Annotated in this window: 17 protein-coding genes; 5 read left to right on the plus strand and 12 right to left on the minus strand. The window is 44.6% G+C overall.

The window, feature by feature from the left end; genetic code table 11:
• Positions 1 to 2 precede the first annotated feature (2 nt).
• The 5 genes from parE to nudF all read right to left on the minus strand — a co-directional run bounded on the left by parE (position 3) and on the right by nudF (position 4,670).
• Entirely contained in the window at positions 3 to 1,883 is a 1,881-nt protein-coding gene (gene parE / locus VPNCDNU1_RS16325) for a DNA topoisomerase IV subunit B (RefSeq protein WP_104401307.1), read from the minus strand.
• 258 nt (positions 1,884 to 2,141) lie between these two features.
• A complete protein-coding gene (gene yqiA / locus VPNCDNU1_RS16330) occupies positions 2,142 to 2,732 on the minus strand; it encodes an esterase YqiA (RefSeq protein WP_305848803.1) in 591 nt (196 codons plus the stop codon).
• A 1-nt stretch (position 2,733) separates the two neighbouring features.
• Complete coding sequence (gene cpdA / locus VPNCDNU1_RS16335; protein WP_104401309.1) at positions 2,734 to 3,549, minus strand: 3',5'-cyclic-AMP phosphodiesterase; 816 nt, start codon at positions 3,547 to 3,549, stop codon at positions 2,734 to 2,736.
• A 65-nt stretch (positions 3,550 to 3,614) separates the two neighbouring features.
• A complete protein-coding gene (locus VPNCDNU1_RS16340; protein WP_101112449.1) occupies positions 3,615 to 4,040 on the minus strand; it encodes a DUF1249 family protein in 426 nt (141 codons plus the stop codon).
• A 3-nt stretch (positions 4,041 to 4,043) separates the two neighbouring features.
• On the minus strand, positions 4,044 to 4,670 hold the full coding sequence (nudF, locus tag VPNCDNU1_RS16345; protein ID WP_104401310.1) for an ADP-ribose diphosphatase: 627 nt from the start codon (positions 4,668 to 4,670) through the stop codon (positions 4,044 to 4,046).
• 224 nt (positions 4,671 to 4,894) lie between these two features.
• Here nudF and tolC point away from each other — a divergent pair, with 224 nt between their 5' ends.
• On the plus strand, positions 4,895 to 6,199 hold the full coding sequence (gene tolC, locus VPNCDNU1_RS16350) for an outer membrane channel protein TolC (RefSeq protein WP_104401311.1): 1,305 nt from the start codon (positions 4,895 to 4,897) through the stop codon (positions 6,197 to 6,199).
• An 82-nt stretch (positions 6,200 to 6,281) separates the two neighbouring features.
• On the opposite strand, the gene hldE is transcribed toward tolC, so the two are convergent.
• The 4 genes from hldE to VPNCDNU1_RS16370 all read right to left on the minus strand — a co-directional run bounded on the left by hldE (position 6,282) and on the right by VPNCDNU1_RS16370 (position 14,246).
• Positions 6,282 to 7,712: a bifunctional D-glycero-beta-D-manno-heptose-7-phosphate kinase/D-glycero-beta-D-manno-heptose 1-phosphate adenylyltransferase HldE gene (gene hldE, locus VPNCDNU1_RS16355; RefSeq protein ID WP_104401312.1), complete on the minus strand. Its 1,431-nt coding sequence runs from the start codon at positions 7,710 to 7,712 to the stop codon at positions 6,282 to 6,284.
• Positions 7,713 to 7,814: 102 nt separating this feature from the next.
• On the minus strand, positions 7,815 to 10,664 hold the full coding sequence (gene glnE / locus VPNCDNU1_RS16360) for a bifunctional [glutamate--ammonia ligase]-adenylyl-L-tyrosine phosphorylase/[glutamate--ammonia-ligase] adenylyltransferase (protein ID WP_104401313.1): 2,850 nt from the start codon (positions 10,662 to 10,664) through the stop codon (positions 7,815 to 7,817).
• A gap of 112 nt (positions 10,665 to 10,776) precedes the next feature.
• Complete coding sequence (locus VPNCDNU1_RS16365; RefSeq protein ID WP_104401314.1) at positions 10,777 to 12,381, minus strand: methyl-accepting chemotaxis protein; 1,605 nt, start codon at positions 12,379 to 12,381, stop codon at positions 10,777 to 10,779.
• Positions 12,382 to 12,731: 350 nt separating this feature from the next.
• Positions 12,732 to 14,246 carry a CYTH and CHAD domain-containing protein gene (locus VPNCDNU1_RS16370; RefSeq protein ID WP_104401315.1) on the minus strand — a complete coding sequence of 505 codons (1,515 nt, stop codon included), beginning with the start codon at positions 14,244 to 14,246 and terminating at the stop codon, positions 12,732 to 12,734.
• A 203-nt stretch (positions 14,247 to 14,449) separates the two neighbouring features.
• On the opposite strand from VPNCDNU1_RS16370, the gene VPNCDNU1_RS16375 reads away from it, so the two are divergent.
• The 3 genes from VPNCDNU1_RS16375 to VPNCDNU1_RS16385 all read left to right on the plus strand — a co-directional run bounded on the left by VPNCDNU1_RS16375 (position 14,450) and on the right by VPNCDNU1_RS16385 (position 17,289).
• Positions 14,450 to 15,130 carry a TIGR00153 family protein gene (locus VPNCDNU1_RS16375; protein WP_101112456.1) on the plus strand — a complete coding sequence of 227 codons (681 nt, stop codon included), beginning with the start codon at positions 14,450 to 14,452 and terminating at the stop codon, positions 15,128 to 15,130.
• A gap of 122 nt (positions 15,131 to 15,252) precedes the next feature.
• The gene (locus VPNCDNU1_RS16380) at positions 15,253 to 16,512 is read left to right on the plus strand and encodes an inorganic phosphate transporter (RefSeq protein ID WP_104401316.1); all 1,260 of its coding nucleotides are present in this window, start codon (positions 15,253 to 15,255) and stop codon (positions 16,510 to 16,512) included.
• A gap of 165 nt (positions 16,513 to 16,677) precedes the next feature.
• Complete coding sequence (locus VPNCDNU1_RS16385; protein WP_101112458.1) at positions 16,678 to 17,289, plus strand: TIGR04211 family SH3 domain-containing protein; 612 nt, start codon at positions 16,678 to 16,680, stop codon at positions 17,287 to 17,289.
• A gap of 121 nt (positions 17,290 to 17,410) precedes the next feature.
• Here VPNCDNU1_RS16385 and VPNCDNU1_RS16390 read toward each other — a convergent pair whose 3' ends face one another.
• A complete protein-coding gene (locus VPNCDNU1_RS16390) occupies positions 17,411 to 18,100 on the minus strand; it encodes a general secretion pathway protein GspB (protein WP_104401317.1) in 690 nt (229 codons plus the stop codon).
• Between the two features lie 63 nt (positions 18,101 to 18,163).
• Positions 18,164 to 19,771: an ExeA family protein gene (locus VPNCDNU1_RS16395; RefSeq protein WP_104401318.1), complete on the minus strand. Its 1,608-nt coding sequence runs from the start codon at positions 19,769 to 19,771 to the stop codon at positions 18,164 to 18,166.
• An 84-nt stretch (positions 19,772 to 19,855) separates the two neighbouring features.
• On the opposite strand from VPNCDNU1_RS16395, the gene VPNCDNU1_RS16400 reads away from it, so the two are divergent.
• On the plus strand, positions 19,856 to 21,067 hold the full coding sequence (locus VPNCDNU1_RS16400) for a multifunctional CCA addition/repair protein (RefSeq protein WP_104401319.1): 1,212 nt from the start codon (positions 19,856 to 19,858) through the stop codon (positions 21,065 to 21,067).
• Positions 21,068 to 21,154: 87 nt separating this feature from the next.
• On the opposite strand, the gene hpt is transcribed toward VPNCDNU1_RS16400, so the two are convergent.
• The gene (hpt, locus tag VPNCDNU1_RS16405) at positions 21,155 to 21,688 is read right to left on the minus strand and encodes a hypoxanthine phosphoribosyltransferase (RefSeq protein WP_104401320.1); all 534 of its coding nucleotides are present in this window, start codon (positions 21,686 to 21,688) and stop codon (positions 21,155 to 21,157) included.
• Positions 21,689 to 21,922: the final 234 nt, after the last annotated feature.

The following is a 21,922-nucleotide window of genomic DNA, read 5'->3' on the forward strand; positions in this document are numbered from 1 at the left end:
TATTAAACCTCAGCCAAATCACCGTTGCTTTGTAACCAAGTTCGGCGGTCATCCGCACGTTTCTTGCCAAGCAACATATCCATCATTTCCATGGTTGCATCGCTGTCGTCTATGGTTAATTGAACCAAGCGACGCGTGTTGGGATCCATGGTTGTTTCACGTAGCTGAAGTGGGTTCATTTCACCCAAACCTTTGAATCGCTGAACGTTGATTTTGGCTTTCTTCTTAGAAAGGCGCTCCAATACCCCTTCTTTTTCGTCATCGTCTAGGGCGTAGAAAACTTCTTTGCCACAGTCAATTCGATACAAAGGAGGCATTGCAACGTAGATATGACCCGCTTCTACGAGCGCACGGAAATGGCGCGTAAACAGGGCACATAAAAGCGTAGCGATATGAAGACCATCAGAGTCCGCATCCGCAAGAATACAAATTTTTCCGTAACGCAAACCGTCTAGGTTGTCGTTGTCTGGATCAATGCCCAAAGCAACAGAAATGTCGTGTACTTCCTGAGAAGCCAATACCTGATCGGCGGACACTTCCCATGTATTCAGTATTTTACCGCGAAGTGGCATTACCGCTTGAAACTCACGATCTCTAGCTTGTTTTGCACTACCACCGGCAGAATCCCCTTCCACGAAGAAGATTTCAGTTCGGCTCAAGTCTTGAACGGAACAGTCGGTTAATTTACCTGGAAGTGCTGGACCTGACGCAATTTTCTTACGTACGACTTTTTTGCTCGCTCGCATACGGCGGTGCGCATTAGCAATACACACTTCCGCTAGTTGCTCAGCCAATTGTGGCTTTTCATTTAACCACAGGCTAAAGGCATCTTTCACTACACCTGAAACAAATGCCGCGGTTTGACGAGAAGATAGACGCTCTTTGGTTTGCCCAGCAAATTGCGGATCCTGCATTTTAATCGACAGCACATAAGAACAGCGGTCAAATACATCATCACCCGTCAGTTTGATACCGCGTGGTAATAAGTTTCGAAACTCACAGAATTCACGCATGGCATCCAAAAGACCTTGGCGAAGACCATTAACGTGAGTACCACCCTGCTTGGTGGGAACCAAGTTTACGTAGCTCTCTGTGATCATTTCGCCGCCTTCAGGCTGCCAAATCACGGCCCATGTCGCCATTTCCGTTTCAGCAGAAAAGTCGCCGATATAAGGCTCTTCAGGAAGAACGGTATAGCCTTTCACACCTTCGGCAAGGTAGTCTTTTAGGCCATCTTCATAGAACCATTTGTGTTCTTCGTTATTTACCTTATCGCTGAATGTGATTTCTAGCCCAGGGCATAACACCGCTTTCGCTCGTAGGTTATTGATCAACCTAATAACAGAGAATTTGGCGCTATCAAAATACTTGGCGTCAGGCCAGAAGTGAACGGAGGTTCCTGTATTGCGATGTCCACAAGTGCCCGTCACCGTTAAATCACTGACTGTCGTGCCGCCCTCGAATGCAATTTCATGCACCTGACCTTCACGTTTTACTGTTACTTCAACACGTTTGGATAGGGCGTTTACAACGGAAATACCTACGCCGTGTAATCCGCCAGAAAATTTATAGTTGTCGTTGGAAAACTTACCGCCAGCATGGAGCTTGGTCATAATAAGTTCCACACCCGAAATGCCTTTCTCTGGGTGAATATCGACGGGCATACCTCGACCATCATCGATCACTTCTAGTGATTGGTCGCTATGCAGAATGACTTTTATCTTCTTTGCATGCCCAGCAAGTGCTTCGTCGACTGAGTTATCGATAACCTCTTGTGCAAGATGGTTTGGACGCTCAGTTTCGGTATACATACCTGGACGGTGTCGTACTGGGTCGAGACCTTCAAGAACAGACAGGTCTTTCGCATTATATTGTTCAGTCATAATACGGAATAATACTCAAATGATTAGAATGCAATCAGCACTTTGATGCGTGATTGTTAAGTTTTTTGGTGACATTGTAGAAAGTTGCGCCTAGTTGTAGAAAAAGACATCAAAAGCACAATGATAAAACTATGATGGAACATACTCTGGAACAGACAAGGGGATGTCAAGAGACCAAGGTAAGTAAACCTCAAAATTATGACCCCATCCCAACTTGGGTTATCTGCCCCTCCGTGTTTGAATTTTTAGACTACCGCGTTAAATTCTTAAGAACTCTATGATTTGTTGAGGATATCTTTCAAAGCCAACAAAACTGTGGTTTCCACCTGGCTCGACTGTTTGTTTTGCGTCTTTATATCGTGTAACGGCTTGCCGATAATCCAATACTTCATCATCTTCTTGTTGAAGTAACCAGAAATCTTGTGGATGTTTAATAATACCTACATCAAGAGCCTTTAGCTCAGCCATGTGCTTTTCTTCTAACACATATTCTTCTTCAGTATAGGGGTTAACTTGCTTCCCTAAGTAATCCGCTAGCAATTCATAAGGTTTCACTGCTGGGTTTACCAAAACAGCTCTAAAACCAAAATGAGAATTTAGCCAAGTCGACAAATACCCACCTAGAGAACTACCTATCAATCCAATTTGATAGTCTGACTGATATTTTTCCACTGTTTCAAGCAGAAACTCGGCGGCAAGTTGTGGGTAGCAAGGAAGCTGTGGCGCAATAACTTTGATGTCCGGTCGGTTTTCATTGCACCACTCTAATATTACATTCGCTTTATGCGACTGAGGGGAACTGTTAAACCCATGTATATACAGCAACAATGAAGGCTTATTTTCGCTCAAGTTAGTAACCTCCAGCAGAAAAATCGGGGAGAAACTCACCATCGGACAGTCGCCCGACTTCCAGTTTTAGTTCACCCTCTCGGGTAAGAGTGAGCATACGCCAACCTGGGGATTCATTATCTAACGCAAAATCATCGGAGTTAGGTTTAAATTGCACACAGGTTGAAGGAGTTGCCACCACCCTTACTCCCTGATACATAACATCAAAATCTTGATGAACATGTCCGCAAAGTACAGCTTCTACATTTTGGTGATGACTTAATACCGACCAAAAGTCATCCGCATCTTTTAAAGTATGCTGATCAAGCCAATGACTGCCTACCAAGACTGGATGGTGATGTAGTAGAACAATGGTACGGTGCTCTGGAAACTCAGTTAGTTTAGATTCAAGTAAATCTAGCTGTTCTTGGCTCAATCGCCCATGAGGAACACCCTCAACTTGGCTATCCAGTAAGATGATCTGCCATTTGTTATTAAGCACGACATGCGAAGTTGTCTTAATTTGCGTCGACGGGAAAATACTGTACATGCCCGGTTTAAAATCGTGATTGCCGGGCAACCAAAAACATGGCTTCTTTAATGGAGCAATGCCTTCTTCAAATTTCTGATAAGAAGCTGCAGTATGATCTTGCGAAATATCACCTGTTGCCAGAATGGCTTCGAATTCCAGTTTCCGAGAAATAACCGTATTTATAACAGCATGAAAACTATCTTGGGTGTTAACACTCAACAAGCACCCGTCTTCAGGTTCAAACAAATGAGTGTCAGTAATCTGCAATAGTCTGATATCGCGATTTGAATCTAAGGACAATTTCAAAATAAAACCTGGCTAAATCTCTCTACACTATTTTTAATAACGTTGGTTTTTGATAACGCTGGTGCTTAGTAAATGGGGCTTCGGCTAATACCGTTCTTAAGACAGAATGTAAGCCACTCACCTAAAAATTGGTTAAGTTGAAACTTTTCATCCTTTTGCACCATTTTTGTATTGGGGTAATCATAACGAGCAAATACACGAGAAATCTGCTCGCTTGCACACACTTCTGCAACACGAGCATCGTGATAAAGTCTTACCGTCATCTTCGGAAGTGGAAAAACGGGTTGTTCATCACACTGACACACATCAATAAGCGTGGTGTATTTGGTCACTTCACTCACTTCCAACTGATAAGCCATTGACGCCACCTGATAGGAGCGCACATCGCCGACATTGGGCTGACCTGGCAGCAATGCATTCAATTTGGCGTAATTGGTCTCATAGACTCTCATGAGCGCTGCAAGATCAACATGATATGGCTTATTCAACATTCTTTACTTCCATCGAGATTTTAGTTCTTCATGATGCAATTCCAACCATTGCAGTGCAATTATTGAGGCACCATTCTCAATAATTCCGTCTCTAACAAGCTGGTAAGCTTCTTGGCGACTCATCACATGCACTTTTATGTCCTCATCTTCATAGTCTAAGCCATGAATGCCCTTAGCGCTTGATGCCGCTACCTGACCAATGAAAACATCCAACTTTTCAGAACAACCTCCTGAAGAGGGGTAATAACTCGTTATGGCTTCTATTTCCCCAATTTCAACTCCGGCCTCTTCAACGGCTTCGCGGCGGACAACTTCCTCAGAGGATTCATCCGTATCTATAACGCCAGCCACTATTTCGAGTTGCCATGGACTATTATGTTCAAGAGCCCCGACTCGAATTTGCTCAATCAAAACAACTTTGTCTTCGATAGGGTCATAGGGCAGCATCGCAGCAGCATGGCCTCTTTCAAACATTTCGCGCTCAACGGGGTTACTCCATCCACCAGAAAACAATTTGTGCTGGAATGTGTATTTCACCATCGAGAAAAAGCCTCGATAAAGCGATTTTCTTGAGATGATTTTTACATCTTGTGGAGTAAACTGTTGATGTTTGTTGTCTGATTGCTGCATTGTGTGTCTCCGGAGATGAGAATTCTAATCATTGTATCCTGATATCTCCAATGATTGCGCTCAACTTTTTTGATAATGATTGCAAAAATATTTAAATGAATAATTTATTTGCTGTGCATCTCAGCGATAAATTGCTAAAAATGCAAAGATAGGCATAAAAATCAAGCGAGTTGCGTTACACTCGCATAGCTTCAATTTTTATATTACAAGGCAGGAAAGGCAAAATGAAAAAGCTGCTTCCACTATTGATTACCGCTGCACTGGGCAGTAATGCAGCCTGGGCAGATAACCTAGCTGAAATTTACGATTTAGCAAAACAAAACGATCCTCAATTACTAAGCGCCGCCGCACAACGCGAAGCAGCATTTGAAGCCGTTAACAGCTCTCGCAGTACTTTGCTTCCTCAAATAAACCTCACTGCTGGCTACAACATACGACAAAGCAGTTTAAACTCACGCGACAGTAATTCTCTGACGGCTGGGGTTGGCTTAAAGCAGGAGCTTTACAACCGAAGTAGCTGGGTAAGCCTTGATCAGGCTGAGAAAAGCGCTCGACAAGTTGACTCAGCATACGCTGCAGAGCAACAAGGTCTGATATTGCGCGTTGCAACTGCGTATTTCGAAGTATTGCGAGCTCAAGACAGTCTTGATTTTGTACGTGCCGAAAAAGCAGCCGTTGCTCGCCAGCTTGAACAGACTAAGCAACGCTTTGAAGTCGGTCTGTCAGCGATTACAGATGTACACGATGCGCAAGCACAATACGACAGTGTATTAGCATCTGAAGTACTTCAAGAAAACACGCTAGCAAACAGCTACGAAGCTCTGCGCGAGATTACGGGTGAAGAGCACCAGAAAATCGCCATTCTTGATACAAAACGTTTCTCAGCGGCCAGACCCGATGCATCAACACAGGCATTGATCGAACAAGCGCAACAAGAGAATTTAGCGCTGCTGACCAAACGCATCGCGCAAGATATCGCAAAAGATTCCATCTCATTAGCCGACGCTGGTCATTTACCGAGTCTAACGTTAGATGGTGGCTATAATTTCACTGACATTTCTGGCACCGAAGGCGGTACTAGTAATAGTGATTTCAACGACTTTAATATTGGCTTAAACTTGTCTGTTCCGCTTTACACTGGTGGTAACACTACATCGCTAGTAAAACAGGCTGAAGCAAAATATGTCGAAGCAAGTCAGAATTTAGAAAAAACATACCGTACAGTTGTAAAAGATGTGCGTGCTCACTACAACAACATTAATGCGACTATCGGCGCAATTCGTGCTTACAACCAATCTGTCGTTTCTGCGCAGTCTGCGCTTGAAGCAACCGAAGCTGGATTTGATGTGGGTACTCGTACCATAGTTGACGTGTTGGATTCTACCCGCCGTTTGTACGATGCCAACCGTAACCTGTCTGACGCTCGTTATAACTATATTTTGAGTGTGCTGCAGTTACGTCAAGCCGTGGGTACATTGAATGAGCAAGATGTTTTGGACATTAACACTGGGCTTAAACCTGTAAGTTAATCGATACCAAACATTAAATACTAATAAAAAACGACGCTTTAGCGTCGTTTTTTTGATTGTTCATGAACAAAGTAAGCAGTGCTTAACCGCGCCCACCTTTGATTGCTTCAATAATCTCAGTAGTCGAGCATCCATCTTCGAAGTTCAACACTCGCACTTCACCGCCAGCATCAATGACTTCTTTACCACCAGCAATCTCTTCTGGTTTGTAGTCTCCACCCTTTACCAACAAACTCGGAAGAACTTCAGAAATCAGACGCTGTGGCGTTTCTTCGCTGAATGGTACAACCCAATCAACAGCGCCCAAACCGGCCAATACAGCCATTCGGCGATCTGTTGAGTTAACGGGTCTACCCGGTCCTTTCAACGCTTTCACAGAGGCATCCGTATTTACGGCAACAATGAGCCTGTCGCCGAGCTCGGCGGCATGGTTAAGATAGGACACGTGACCGGCATGCAAAATATCAAAACAGCCGTTGGTCATTACCACTTTTTCACCTTTCGCGCGCGCTTGTTTAACCGCTGCAATCAGCTCATGCTCACCAATTACACCATAGTCGGTATCTTGACTGCCATGTACCGCTTCGGCTAATTCGATGGTTGATAACGTGGAAGTACCAAGCTTTCCGACAACAACCCCAGCGGCGGCGTTCGCTAGTGCACAAGCTTCATCTATTGCCTTACCAGCAGCGACAGAGGCAGCAAGCACAGAAATAACCGTGTCGCCTGCACCTGTGACATCAAACACTTCTTTCGCTTGAGTTGGAAGATGGAAAGGTTCCTGACCTTTACGGAGCAAAGTCATACCATGCTCACTTCGAGTCACCAGCAGTGCCTCGAAATCAAATTCTTCAATCAGAGCCAGCCCCTTTTCTACAAGCTCTTCTTCATTTTTAACTTTACCAGTAACTAACTCAAATTCTGCCATGTTAGGCGTTAGCAATGTTGCTCCACGATAGCGTTCAAAGTCAGCCCCTTTCGGGTCGATAAAGACAGGTACATTGGCTGAACGTGCTTTCTGGATGAACTGCTGAACGTGTTCTAACGCCCCTTTGGCATAATCGGACAGAATGACCGATTTCACGCTTGGTAACGCTTTTTCCATTCGCTCTAGTACGTACTGCGCGTCAGTATTTTCAAAGCTGTCTTCAAAATCTAACCGGATAAGCTGCTGACCACGGCTCATCACTCGCAGTTTGGTAATCGTTGGGAAATCGGGAAGTGAAACGAAATCACACTTCACTTTTAGAGACGTTAACTGTTCATTCAGTACTTGCGCTGGTTCATCTTGCCCCGTTAAACCAACTAAATGAGCATGACCACCAAGGCTAGCAATATTCATTGCCACGTTTGCCGCACCGCCCGGACGCTCCTCGTTGTCTTCAACTTTAACAACAGGTACTGGTGCTTCTGGTGAGATGCGACCTGTTGGTCCATACCAGTAACGATCGAGCATTACATCGCCAACAATCAGCACTCCAGATTGAGTGTAGTCCGGCAAAATTGGTTTCATGTTTGTCTCCAAAAATACAAATCCGGCGGAATAGTAACATAGCCGCCAGACGCAAAAAAACCGTAAGGTCAGAGTCTATTCTCTAACAACTTCAATAGATGTTCAGTCGATCAACCATTCATTCCATGAATACACGACGCATTCTCTTTCATCTTGGAACCTTGACTCCGCTACATCAGCGTCTTGATTTAATAAGTTCCGGTGATGAATTTCGTCTCTTAATGCGGTGTAGGCAGAAGTCAGCTTGGCTGCTTGTTGCGCTGGCAACAACGATAAATTTGCAGCCGCTTCAAGAATTCGAACATTATCAGAGTACGTCATTAATGATGGGGATTCTGAACTGAAATTTAAGACCAAATATTGAACCAAAAATTCAATATCGGTAATGCCACCGGGATCTTGCTTCAGCATAAATCGCCCAGCCTTTTTTCCCCCGAGATGACTGCGCATTTTCTCACGCATATCCGCCACGTCTTTTTTGAGTTTGCTGAGATCACGATTTACAGATAATACTTTTGCTCTCGTTGCTTCAAAAGCCGATTTTAACGGCGCATCACTGTATATAGCACGAGCTCTAACTAAAGCTTGATGTTCCCACGTCCATGCTTCTTGCAATTGATATTCTTCGAATGCATCGGTCGGGCTGACTAACATGCCGGATGCGCCCGAAGGTCGGAGCCTTGTGTCTGCTTCATACAAAATGCCAGAAGCCGTACGAACTGAAAAGATGTGGATGACTCGCTGGGCCAAGCGCAGGTAGAACTGCCTGCCATCGATTTCTTTTTTGCCATCCGTATTCACGTGCACAGGACAGTCGTGCATGAACACAATATCCAGATCAGAATTATATCCAAGCTCCCAACCACCGACTTTACCGTAACCAATAACGGCAAAACCTTTACCTTCGCGCTCTTTCAGGTGGGTTGGCTCGCCATATTTTTCGGTCACTTGTAGCCAAGCTTGCCCCACTACCGCTTCTACTATGGCTTCTGCTAAATAGGTTAAGTGGTCACTCACTTTCATTACAGGTAGCACACCTGCGATATCTGCAGCAGCAATACGCAGTATGCAAATTTGCTTAAACTGTCGTAGCGCCTCCATTTGCTGCTCCATGTCATCTTCTGGAATACGCGCTAGGTAATCTCGCAACTCAGATTTGTACTCGGTTGGTGGCGTTGGATTATAGAGGTGCTGCGGATCCAAAAGCTCATCAAGCAGTATAGGGTAGCGGGAAAGTTGCTCCGATATCATCGGGCTTGCAGTACACAACCTTACTAACTGAGTAAGGGCTGCTGGATGCTCATCAAGAAGCTCTAGATACGTCGTTCGAGTACAAATATTGTGGAGCAAATGTAAAACCCGAGATAAACCAAACTCAGCATCTTTGTGATTAAAGAGTGCGTGGAAAACCTTAGGCATCAATCGATTCAATACTTCGCGACCACGCGGACCCAACGTTTTTTTCGCCAAGTCCTTTTTAAAGCCCATGATGGTCTTCACCAATGGCTCTGGAGATTCGACTTTGAGGTCATCTTCGAAAATGTGCATCAATACATCTTCTGTATTGGCAAGATCCCACATTTCCTTGAAGTGCTTAGAAACTGTTTGAGCTTCTTCTTCATCATCGCCAATAAGTTGCTCAAAAACCGCATGAATGTTGGACATATGTCCGTCAATCGAATCGCGCAGCGTATCCCAACTTGATGATTTCATCGCGACAACCAAACGTTGTTGATCCAACTCTTTATCTGGCAAGGTTTGAGTTTGCTGATCGCCAATGGCTTGAATTAAATTTTCGAGTCTTCGAAGGAATAGATACCCCTCTCTAAGATGCTTAACTTCATCCTCAGATAACAGCGTTTTGGCTTCAATTGCATCGAGTGTTTCCAGTAAACCCCGCCCTCTTAAGCTGGGCTCACGACCTCCACGAATCAATTGAAAGACTTGAGCGATAAACTCCACTTCACGTATGCCGCCAGCACCAAGCTTTATATTGTCTGACAATCCGCGGCGGCGCACTTCGGTGCTGATCATGGATTTCATTCGACGAAGGGATTGAATGGCACTGAAGTCGATATAGCGTCTAAAAACAAATGGGCGAAGCATCCCCCGTAGCTCCTGATACTCTGGGTACATTTCGCGGCCCATCACCCGAGCTTTAATCATGGCGTATCGTTCCCAATCACGCCCTTGCTCTTGGTAATAATCTTCTAGCGCGACATAACTCATCACCAACGGACCGCTTTCACCAAAGGGTCTCAGCCGCATATCAACACGATAACAAAAGCCATCAAACGTTTGCTGATCTAATGCTTTGATCATTCGCTGCCCTAAGCGAGTAAAGAATTGTGCATTGGCAATGCTGCGGCGCGCACCTTGAGTTTCTCCATTTTCGGGATAGGTAAAAATAAGATCGATATCTGAAGAAAAGTTGAGTTCACCACCACCTAACTTACCCATGCCAATGATCAGCATCGGCTGTGCTTCACCATTTTCATTGCATGGTGTTCCCCACTCTTTACAACTGGTTTGATAAAGGTGCCTATAAGTCTCAAAGATCAGTGCTTCGGCTAGGGAGGATAAATGAAGGAGGCTGTTTTCCAGTGACCAAGACCCCGTAAAATCTCGCCAAGCTATATACACCATTTCTCGACGCCTAAACTCGCGCAGCTTTTTCATCATGGCGTTTTCATCAACACATTTAGCTAACTGTTTTTTCAACCTATCACGGTAATCGTCTGCTCGATTTTGTGTTGAAAGCATTTCCGGCAAACGCTGACAAAGCTTCTCGTCTCGCTGCATGCTGTCGGCGATAAAATCACTCAATCCTAATACGCGCTCAAGATCCGACAATTTGGCTTGAGGCCAAGTGTCAAAAACTGAAGGATACTGTTCTTCTATTTTCTGGCGTGAGAATTGGGCTTGTTCAGCAATGGGCGTCGGTAAGGTCATTGTTCATCCCTGTCAACGAGTTAGGTGGTTTGTTCGATTTACCATATCACATAAAAAAACGCCCACATATGAAATGTGAGCGCTATTTGCATTCTATGAGTTTAAAAATAGATTAAACATTAAATGACTGTATTTTTCCGTCCAATTCTTCAGCGTTAGCTTGCATGATCTCTGAGGTTTCTAACAGCTCACCAACCACAACAACAGAGGCCTCTACCAGCTCGCGAACATTGTCTAGGTTTTGGTTCATCTCTTCCGCGACCGTACTTTGTTGCCCTGCCGCTGTCGCAATTTGGAAATTCATGTCATTGATTTGGCTCACTTGAGCAACAATGCCATCCAGCTCAGTACCAGCATTGGTAACCAGCTCCACACCTTCTGCGGCTTCAACCACACTTTTTTCCATTAGCTCAACTGCTGAATTTGCGCTGGTTTGAAGTTGAGTAATCATTTCTTGAATCTCAATCGTCGCACCTTGCGTTCTTTGAGCGAGGTTTCTAACTTCATCGGCAACCACCGCAAAACCACGGCCAGCTTCACCTGCACGTGCTGCTTCAATTGCCGCATTCAGCGCCAAAAGATTGGTCTGTTCAGAGATGCCTTGAATCGTCCCAACAACGCTACCAATGGCTTCTACACGTTCTTCTACTTGGTTCACAGCCTGAGCAGACTCAGAGATATCACCTGAGAGCTCACTCATCTTACCTACAGTATCCTGCACAAATCGCTGACCTTGCTGAGCTTGATTCGATGCATTTTCAGTCACAGATGAAGCACTTTGAGCATGTTCTGCGACTGTCTGAACGGTTGTAGTCATTTCGCTCATTGCCGTGGCGAGTTGGTCGATCTCGTTAAACTCTTCTTGAGCAGAATCTTTGGTTTCCGACATGCTGATCGTCATTACTTCCGTAAGAGCAGATAGCTCTTGAGAAGAGTCGACTTGCAGTTTGATCACCTCTTGCAGCTGAGAACGTGTTCGCTCAAGCTCACGAGCAAGATCGCCGTACTCGTCTTTGCATTCTAGGTTGATGGGTGTCGATAGGTCTTTGTCTGCCATTCTTTGTATGCTTGAAGCAATGTACTGAGTCTGACGCAGCATAATTCGCGCAGCGCCAAGTAACAGGGCAACAAACACAATGATCATCACCAAGGTTTGCCAAAAGATTTGCGATAGATAATCGTCATAGCGAGCCTGAGCAACATCTCCGCTTTGAGAGGCAATAACAAACCAATCTGCACTGCTTAATTTGGATGCATACTCAAATCGGTTACCGCCTTCCAATTCAAAACCAAAGCCAGCCGATGCACCATTAATAAGACCAGATAAAAGCTGTCCGCTTTCCGTTGACTGAGTAAGATCAGAAATGGTTCTTGCGGAAGGGTGACCTAGGACTTTGCCAGTATCGCGCTCAACCAAATAGATGTAATGGTTGTTGTCGCGGCTTTTAACCAACGCAGTAATGGTTTTTTCCGCCAGCGATGTCGCGTCTTCCCCATTACTTCTTAAAACACTGTCAATAAAAGAGGCTTGTGCATGGGAAACTTCTTGCGCTTGGTCTTTTTGGACAAGAACCACAGAGTCGTAAAAAGTATTCGCATCCCAAAGTTGCTTAACAATGATTAGGACGGTGCTGAATACCATCAGCATCACTAATTTTGGTACCAACCGAATATCTGTAATGACTCTTTCCCACGGCTTGAACTTCATGCTCGCCATAGTACGTACTCCATATAGTGTTCATTTACCTGCGAACAAATACTGCCGCACTCTTTGTGAGACGTGGATTTTTTTGTAGTTGTAGATTTATTTTACGCCTCGTATGAAAAAACGATGATAACAAAGACACTTCGTTGCCATTGAGTTACCTGTCACTTTTCGCTGATGGATTTCCCTAATTGTGATCCAATACTTGTTGTTCACTCATATTGTTGGAAATCCCGTCAATTGTGTATCGGCGGTGACACAGGAATCTGTAGTAACTTTTTGAGTTTGGTAAAGAAATGAGCTCACGATGAGCCAAAGACTAAAGTGCACCTATTCAACAAAGTGCACTTTAAAGGAGAGATTTACTGCCAATAAGGGGTCGTATCAATACTCATTTGGCGGGTTTGCTCCATAGCATGCAAAATTGAGTTTTCTTGTCGGTTCAACCAGCGCTCCAGCTGCATTTGGTTTTCACCTTCTAAGCTTGGAAGCAATTTATGCAGCGGCTCTAACATCAATAAATCGTCAATACCTTGCTTAAGATCTTCCCAAGGTAAGCGGAATGCATTTCTATCTTCTGTATCATAGAGAGAGGCAAAACAGATCCCAGTGTACAGATTTCTGGATAAGCGGTATTGCTGGTCAATGTATTCTTGACGGTTCAATTGACGCTCTGCTGGAAATGCTTCAACCAATTCAGCCCACGTTCTATCAAGTTGCTTGACCGAAAAGCTTCGTATGTCTTGTGCCATTTTCTCACGCGCTTTGTCATCAAGGAACGGCTGCCAACCACGAGTAAGTATCCATCGGCTCAAATCAAGCAACAATCGTGTATAGCGCGAGGATTTGAGAAGTTTTAACGAATGCTCTCTACTTGGTAACGCTTGGAATTGAGTGCCAAGCTGTTCGACAAGCCACTTTCGCGCATCCAGCTTTCGCAACGCATGCCCTTTATCGTCCATCAGCTCATCAAGGTAATCCGCCTCTTTGAGCCAAGTCAGCTCATCTTCTAACCACATCAATTCTTGTCGCAAAATAGCGCTTGCTCGCCTTGGAACTATGCCCCCAAATACCGACAGTGTTTGGCGAATGAATCCAATTGAGTGTGCAATTTCGTGTAAAGCATCGAACTCATCACGCTCTACATAGATTTGCTCGTGGTAATGCCAGTGACCCAATGCATGCTCTAAAGACTGAATAAGGCAATACTCAGCGTTGTGAGAACTTTCCGTCGCCACTAACGATAGAGGCATAACGTCATCACCTTGATGACCATAAGCCAGTCGGTATCCGCGTGCCGCTTTACTCAAGTTACCCAAACGCATGCCGCCATCTTCACACAATATCCGTGCAAGGTTGAACAGCGCATCGGTTTGTCCGGACTTTAACTCCAGCTCGACTTCGCAAATTTCGTCTTTGTTGTCACCCGCCGTCACCCAACCTTGATCAAACGCCACTTCAACTTGGCTGCCATCCGTCATACTGATCAGCCATTGCTCACGCTTGAAATCGGTAGAAAAAATAGGAGTAAGTTCTTGTTGCAACGTGTCTATTGCTTTGCCATTAGGCCAAATGTCGCTAGGATGAAGGTGTAGGTCGGGAATATTGTTGGTATGTTCGGCGTTATATTCAGGTCGTTGATGTAAACCAGCGACAACACGCCCCGCAGTTTTAACTGTTTGCACAAAGACATCATCATAACGACGAATTCGCAGACCTATGTCATGTTGTCTTAACCAATTTTCTGGCGTATCGAAATAGGTATTACCCAGCTCTCGACAACTGTGCTGAAGAACTTTCTCTTCAGCTATTTTGGCTACCAAAGTCGTTGAAAATTCAGGTGAAACGAAAAACTTCAGTTCTATCTCAGTTTCCATATTTATACCTTTAACGGATGACCCTGAAAGCATATTGCTTAATCCCATCGTCGACAAGTGGCAATTAACGCCCAAATGATGATCTAAAACAGTTTTAATGATGGATTGATTAGGTTAACATGCGCGACTTTATAGCCATCGTTCAAGATTTCGCCTTTATGGCTGAAGTTTCTTATAGGTTATATTTTTTAGGTTGAATAGCCATGCCAGTGAATACAATTATGGGGTTATTTGCAAAGTCCCCAATTAAACCTTTGCAACGCCACGTTGTGTGTGTGAACGAGTGCTGCTCTCACTTAGTTAACTTCTTTGAAGTTAGTGCTAAGGGTGACTGGGAAAAAGCAGGCGAAATTCGTGCACAAATCTCTCACTTGGAGAGAGAAGCGGACGTCTTAAAACGTGAGATTCGTCTGAAACTGCCACGTGGCTTATTCATGCCTGTAGATCGTACCGATATGCTTGATTTGCTGACGCAGCAAGACAAGCTAGCCAACCTTGCAAAAGACATTGCAGGTAGGGTGATTGGTCGTCAATTGCAAATCCCAGAACCACTTCAGGAAAACTTCATTTTATACGTTAAGCGTTGTCTTGATGCCGCCGATCAGGCTCAGAAAGTCATCAGCGAATTAGACGAATTATTGGAAACTGGCTTTAAAGGTCGAGAAGTCACGTTGGTGGCTGAAATGATCAATCAATTGGATGCCATCGAAGACGATACCGATGCCATGCAAATTGTATTACGCCAGCAACTAATGGCGATCGAATCGAAATACAATCCGATCGACATCATGTTCTTATACAAGATTTTAGAATGGGTAGGTGGCATCGCCGATCAAGCTCAGCGCGTTGGCGCTCGTCTTGAACTGATGCTATCTCGTTCTTAAACGAAAACTGAAACACATAACATGAGATTGGATTGTATCAAGGCACACGGAAGGCTTGTGTGCCTTTGCTGCGCGCTTGTTCAAAAATCCTCTCATACGTTATCCAACAACTAGGTATTACGATGGATATCCTCGCGAACTACGGCACTATCATTATTATAGTGGCTGCACTATTTGGCTTCTTAATGGCAATCGGTATCGGTGCCAATGATGTAGCAAACGCCATGGGTACGTCAGTTGGCTCTAAAGCGCTGACGGTAAAACAAGCGATCATCATCGCAATGATTTTCGAATTTGCTGGTGCTTATTTAGCAGGTGGTGAAGTAACCGATACTATCCGTAAAGGTGTTATCGAGACATCTTACTTTGCTCATCAGCCTGACGTTCTTGTTTACGGCATGATGTCTGCGCTTCTTGCGGCGGGTACATGGCTATTGCTTGCGTCGTACATGGGCTGGCCGGTTTCTACTACACATTCCATTATTGGCGCTATCATAGGATTCGCGTGCGTTTCCGTTGGTACTGAAGCTGTTGATTGGCAATCAGTTCAGGGTATTGTCGGGAGTTGGATTGTAACACCGCTGATATCAGGGATATTTGCATACCTGATATTCGTCAGTGCACAACGCCTAATTTTCGACACCGAGAACCCACTGTTTAATGCTAAACGTTTTGTACCGGTATACATGTTCATTACCACCATGGTAATTGCATTGGTTACCATTAAAAAAGGTTTGAAACACGTTGGCTTGCATTTGAGCAACACTGAAGCATGGCTATGGTCTGCCGGTGTATCGGGTTTAATCATGATTGGCGGTTACCTTTATATTCAGAAGAAATTTGCTCACCGCGAAGACGACCACAGTTTTGCTGGTGTTGAGAGCATCTTCAGTGTGTTAATGGTGATTACCGCATGTGCGATGGCGTTTGCCCACGGCTCGAACGATGTTGCGAACGCGATTGGTCCTCTATCTGCTGTGGTTTCTACCGTAGAAAACCTCGGTGAAATCGTAACTAAAACCTCCATTGCATGGTGGATCTTGCCACTCGGTGGTATCGGTATTGTGGTAGGTTTGGCGACCATGGGTCACAAAGTGATGGCAACTGTAGGCACCGGCATTACAGAGCTCACACCAAGCCGTGGTTTCGCAGCTCAGCTTGCTACCGCTTCAACGGTTGTTTTGGCTTCTGGTACTGGCTTACCCATTTCCACAACGCAAACGTTAGTGGGTGCCGTTTTAGGTGTGGGGTTTGCTCGTGGTATCGCAGCACTAAACCTCGGTGTTGTGCGTAACATTGTTGCGTCTTGGGTTGTTACCCTACCAGCTGGGGCATTGCTGGCAGTAATCTTCTTCTATGCAATTCAAGGCTTATTTTTGTAAGCCTTTTGTTAGACACATGTCATTATTGACTCAAACGCACAGAAAGGGAGGCTTTGCCTCCCTCTTTTGTTGCACCACTGCCTGAAAATTCATACTATCTCTGTCTAATTAAGAATAAATGAATGGCGTAAACGTTGTTCAACTCCATCAGTTAAGGGACGTACCGTGAAAAAACTTATTTGTCTGGCCCTCTTTAGCATGCTTGTCGCGCCTGTCAGCTTCGCAAAAGATCGTTACATCTCAGACAACTTATTCACTTATATGCACGCAGGACCAAGCAATCAGTTTCGAATCATCGGCAGTGTTAATGCAGGCGACAAAATCACACTGGTTGCGACAAATCGAGATTCTGGATATAGCCAAGTTGTCGACTCAAAAGGCAGAAAAGGCTGGGTAGAAAGTAAATACGTGTCCACTCGCCCAAGTATGGCTGAACGATTACCTGCACTTGAAAAAGAGTTGGGTGAAGTGAAAGAGAAGCTCGCGAATGCGCGTAGAAGCTCTGACGATGAGAAATCGGGGTTGGTTGACTCTCTTGAAGCTCGCAACGAGCAAATCAAAGAGCTTGAGAAGAACTACGCCGATATGAACAAGCAACTTACCGCTTCTCAAAGCGAAGTACGCGAACTACGCGCTAAGCTAGATACGCAGAAAGAAGACCTACTATTGAAATACTTCATGTACGGTGGTGGTGTTGCGGGAATTGGTCTTATCTTTGGACTGGTTCTTCCTCACCTGATTCCTCGTAGGAAAAAGGCACCATCTGGCTGGGCTTAATGCTTCAGTCAAATAAAGATTGAAAACAAAAAGGGCACATTATGAGGTGCCCTTTTTTGATCGTCGCATTTCATGAAAAATAGTGTTTTTTTGGAAAGTAGTGTTTCTTGAAAAACAGCAGCTAACGCCACTCATGCAATGCTGGCAACTCAATTTTCTGACCAGCAAACTCCACTACAACCGTTCTAGGGGTGATGCTATTGATCATCACTTTATCGTCCACCCAATCTCCCTCTTTTAGCTCCTTGCCATTCACTTTAACCCAGCGTCGATCTTTATTTGACGCATACATATGAGTTTGTAGGTTAAGTGCAGGAAGCTTCCCCTGGAATCGGCGTTCATTGCCCACTAAGGGCGTGGCTTCAACGGGTTCATCATCATAGCGGCGAGAATTCGGATTAGCTGTATCGTGAATTGCAGATTGAACGGCTTGCGCCAACTCTGGAGATAAAGAGGAAAGATCTAAGTTATCCAGCGTTTCTTTCTTTTGCTCTATAGGCTTTTGAGACTTTTGGTCCGTTTGAGATTTTTCCTGCGTTTGGGAGCTCAGTACCCTCGTAGTTTCCGTTGCCGTGTCATACAGCACTTCAGTGGGTAGACCATCCACCGTTGGCATATCTTTAAGTGGCTTAGCATCAGGGTAATCCATTACTCTAGCAAGTTGCGTTTTTACTGTTTCAACTTGGATGATAGGAGTACTATCTGGTTGATAGTTAAGATAATGCCATGAAGAAACCAAAGCGGCGGGAATGACAAATACCATTGTTTTCAAAATACTGGAACCTACTGAGGGTGTATTTAATTCGCTCATTGAATACCCCAAAATAACGTGAAGTGGCAGAACGCCCTCAATTCTTTTATTTGAATAAACGCATTAAGCATCCGATGGTACCTCTGTCATTTTAGTCAGTGAAGGCGCAGAATCGTTCACTATTAGATCCAGATACTGTAAGGTCTTCGCTCCCACGATTCCATCAACAAATAACCCCTGCCAACGCTGAAAAGCTTCCACTTTATCTTTCAATGCTTCATCAAAAATATTGCTGCTCTGTGACGCTTCACCAAGCGCTTTAGCAAGCATCGACTCTAACTTAACAACGGACTCACCTTGCTGACCAAGCTTAAGAGTCTCCGCTATTGGATCATGCCAAATAGCGCGGTATTCACCGGCCCAATGTTGCTCTAGCCACCCAACAGGCACTTCTACTCGACCATCACCAACCAATATTTGGGCAGTTTCATCAGACACTGCGTACAGCAGCGCATAATGACGTTTATCGCCAACATTCAGTGCAAAAACAACAGGACGACCTTGTTGTAACACCTCATCTAGCCCACCAGATTCAATGGTGCAATAGTAGGATGAACGTGACCTTTCGCAATCTGTGTCACGAACCGAGGCTTTCAGTCCCCATAACTCAAACAGTTTTAATGTTGCTTTTGTTTCACCTTCACTGCGCTTTAAATATGGCGATAAAGTATCAGCAACGGGGATTTGGATCGTCTTGGTCGTCACTTGAATTTCCGGAGTTTGAGCAGGAATCAACTTCTGTAGAGCAAGAGGCGTGGCGAAATAGGTAAATGTTGCGAGTGCTGCACTCCCTGTTAATAGCAAGATGTTTTGCCAAACAGAAGACGAAGTTGACGATGGTAACGGAGTGCCTTGAGCGGGAGCTTGAAACGCCATGACATCCTGACAAGCTTGTTCCGCTCGCGCTTTATTAACTACCTTGACACCACTTTGGCTTGCGTATTGTAGGCTTTTATCGCAGATCAGATTAATAAGACGAGGGATGCCCTGGGTATATTTTGCGATAACTTTAATTGCAGCGGGTTCAAAAGTGTTTTGAGAACCATTTGCTAACCCAAGTCGAAACTCAATGTACTCGCTCACCTCCGCAGGGTTAAGGGGCAACAAGTGATAGCGACCGGTAATGCGCTGCGCAAGCTGCCTTAATTCTGTTGTCTGCAACTTTGCTTGTAGTTCAGGCTGCCCAATCAACAATACTTTTAAGAGCTTTTGGCTATCGGTTTCCAAATTAGTGAGAAGCCGTAATTGCTCAAGCACATCTGGCAGCAGATGCTGTGCTTCATCAATGATTAAAAGCGTTTGAAACCCACCAGCATAATTACCAAGTAAGAAGCGCTGAATGGATTGCGTCAATACCTTAAGGCTTGCTGATTCTGGGTATTTAATACCAAATTCATCGCAAATCGCTTCCAACAAGTCTTGGTTTGAATAAGTTGGATTTAAAATTAGCGCGGCTTTGGTTTCTTCTCCAAGCGCGGAAAGCATGGCTTTCGAAACGGTTGTTTTGCCTGTTCCAACTTCACCAGTAAGCATTGCAAACCCGCCACCTTCACCTAAACCAGATTGAAGATGGTTCATTGCTTCTCTGTGACGCGCACTCAAATACAAATACCGAGAACTCGGTACTATGGAGAACGGCATTTCCGTGAAACCGAAAAAATCCTTATACATGCTTATCTCTCTTCGCTAAGATTCTGGCAAATTACCATTGTGACGAGGTTTGTAAAGCCTCGAGGCATAATTAGGAGGTCAAACTTGGACGTATATTTAGTCGGTGGCGCTGTGCGAGACCAATTACTGGGTATTCCGGTACACGACAAGGATTGGGTCGTGGTTGGTAGCTCACCAGAAAAGATGCTCGCCAATAGGTACCAAGCTGTCGGAAAAGACTTTCCTGTGTTCTTACACCCAGAAAGTCATGAGGAATATGCATTGGCGCGTACCGAACGAAAGTCAGGGCATGGTTACACTGGCTTTGAATGTCACTTTGCGCCTGATGTGACCATTGAAGACGACCTCCTCCGAAGAGATTTAACCATCAACGCCATGGCTCAACACGAGGACGGACATATTGTCGATCCTTACGGCGGACAACATGACCTCAATAACAAAATCTTGCGCCACGTTTCTGATGCATTTGTCGAAGACCCTCTTCGCGTTCTTCGCGTGGCCCGGTTCGCAGCCAAGTTGGCTTCATTAGGTTTTACTGTCGCGGATGAAACCATCGAATTGATGTCCAAGATAGCGCAATCCGGCGAGCTTGAACACTTGACGCCTGAACGGGTTTGGCAGGAATGGCATAAGTCTCTCAATACAGACAGACCTAACGTATTTCTAGAAGTACTCAGACAATGTGGCGCTCTAGAAGCCGTCCTTCCAGAACTGGATGCTTTATTTGGTGTTCCACAGCCAGAGCAATGGCACCCAGAAATCGATACTGGTATTCATACACTGATGGTCGCTAAGCAAGCAGCCAATTTGAGCCAAGACCCCGTGATACGATTTGCAGCGCAAGTTCACGACTTAGGAAAAGGGGTTACGCCAAAAGAAGAATGGCCGAGCCACAAAATGCATTGCCATACAGGGCTCAACATCATAAAGACATTATGTGAACGTATTAAAGTTCCAAACGAGTTCAGAGATACCGCCTTGGTCGTATGCGAACATCACACAAATGTGCACCGTGCGGAAGAACTCAAAGCAAAAACAAAACTTAAAATACTGAATAAATTGGATGTGTGGCGTAAACCTGAACGCTTGGCACAACTCTTAACCTGCTGTGAAGCCGATCATCGCGGTCGGCTAGGTTTAGAAAGCAAACCCTACCCTCAATCGGCACTCTTCAATCAAGCTTATCAGGCTGCTTTGCAAGCGGATGTACAAAAGGTCATTCAGGATGGCTTTCAAGGAAAAGAAATACGTGAAGAGTTAGACAAGCGACGATTGCGCTTTATTCAAGAATTGTAAAACCAAAAGACCGTACACAAACGTCATTACACAAACGCCACTATAGCAATAGTGGCGTTTCTTCAGTTCGCTTTACAGACCGAGCGTTTACTCTTGAGGAACCACTTTCCCAATGTAAGGTAAGTTACGGTATTTCTGAGCGTAATCGATACCAACACCAACAACAAACTCATCGGGAATTTCAAAACCAATGAATTTTGCATCGACTGCAATTTCTCGACGAGAGGGTTTGTCTAAAAGAGTACAAATCTCGATAGATGCAGGCTCGCGAATTTCTAAAATTTCGCACACTTTACTCAACGTGTTGCCCGTATCGATGATGTCTTCCACCAACAAAACATCTTTGTTTTTGATGTCATCATCCAGATCTTTCAAAATACGCACATCGCGTGAGCTTTCCATCGCATTGCCATAGCTAGAGGCGGTCATGAAATCGACAGTATGATGTTTACCAATGACACGTGTCAGATCAGCCATAAAAACAAACGAACCACGAAGCAGCCCCACCAGCACCAACTCTTTGTCTGAATCTTTGTAGCGCTCGGTGATTTTCTTACCCAATTCGATAACTCGATCCTGAACGTCTTGCTCAGAAATCATTACTTCAACTGTATGTTTCATACTGCTCTCAATTAGTTAGTGGCTGATTTTGCAGGTAAAGTCACATTATCAATAATTTGAATTTTCGTTAATGTGCACCCAATAACACATTTTACCACTGCAAACGACTCAGGGTAAATTTTTAACTTGGTCATGAAATTGAGCACTTTTTAACATTTCTTGATTGACACTTTTATATGCACCATTACACTCATATGGCAAATCTAATTATAAAATAATCATTAATCTTCATAT

Origin of the sequence: Vibrio penaeicida (assembly GCF_002933855.1) — a bacterium.
Classification (GTDB): Bacteria; Pseudomonadota; Gammaproteobacteria; order Enterobacterales; family Vibrionaceae; genus Vibrio; species Vibrio penaeicida_A.